Source organism: Burkholderia sp. RF2-non_BP3, assembly GCF_001522185.1.
GTDB classification, from domain to species: Bacteria; Pseudomonadota; Gammaproteobacteria; order Burkholderiales; family Burkholderiaceae; genus Burkholderia; species Burkholderia diffusa.
Window position 1 is genome coordinate 1 of record NZ_LOSU01000042.1, and the last position, 938, is coordinate 938.

Annotated in this window: 1 protein-coding gene; it reads left to right on the forward strand. The window is 64.5% G+C overall.

The features are described 5' to 3' along the window. The coding region (gene glyA, locus WS45_RS21915) for a serine hydroxymethyltransferase (protein ID WP_082721999.1) at positions 1 to 938 on the forward strand (938 nt) is incomplete at both ends.

Genomic DNA, 938 nt, shown 5'->3' on the forward strand with positions numbered 1-938 from the left:
CAGGGCTCGCAGCTCACGAACAAGTACGCGGAAGGGTATCCGGGCAAGCGTTACTACGGCGGCTGTGAATACGTCGACGTGGTCGAGCAACTGGCGATCGACCGCGTGAAGCAGCTGTTCGGCGCGGAAGCCGCGAACGTGCAGCCGAACTCGGGTTCGCAGGCGAACCAGGGCGTGTTCTTCGCCATGCTCAAGCCGGGCGACACGATCATGGGCATGAGCCTCGCACACGGCGGCCACCTGACGCACGGCTCGCCGGTGAACATGTCGGGCAAGTGGTTCAACGTCGTGAGCTACGGCCTGAACGAAAACGAAGACATCGACTACGACGCCGCCGAGAAGCTGGCGAACGAACACAAGCCGAAGCTGATCGTCGCGGGCGCGTCGGCATTCGCGCTGAAGATCGACTTCGAGCGTCTGGCGAAGATCGCGAAGTCGGTCGGCGCGTACCTGATGGTCGACATGGCGCACTACGCCGGCCTGATCGCGGCGGGCGTGTATCCGAACCCGGTGCCGCACGCGGACTTCGTGACGACGACGACGCACAAGAGCCTGCGCGGCCCGCGCGGCGGCGTGATCCTGATGAAGGCCGAATACGAGAAGCAGATCAACTCGGCGATCTTCCCGGGCATCCAGGGCGGCCCGCTGATGCACGTGATCGCGGCGAAGGCGGTGGCGTTCAAGGAAGCGCTGTCGCCGGAATTCAAGGCTTACCAGGAGAAGGTGGTCGAGAACGCGCGCGTGCTGGCCGAAACGCTGGTCAAGCGCGGGCTGCGGATCGTGTCGGGCCGTACGGAAAGCCACGTGATGCTGGTGGACCTGCGTGCGAAGAACATCACGGGCAAGGCAGCGGAAGCGGCGCTGGGCGCGGCACACATCACGGTGAACAAGAACGCGATCCCGAACGATCCGGAAAAGCCGTTCGTGACGAGCGGGAT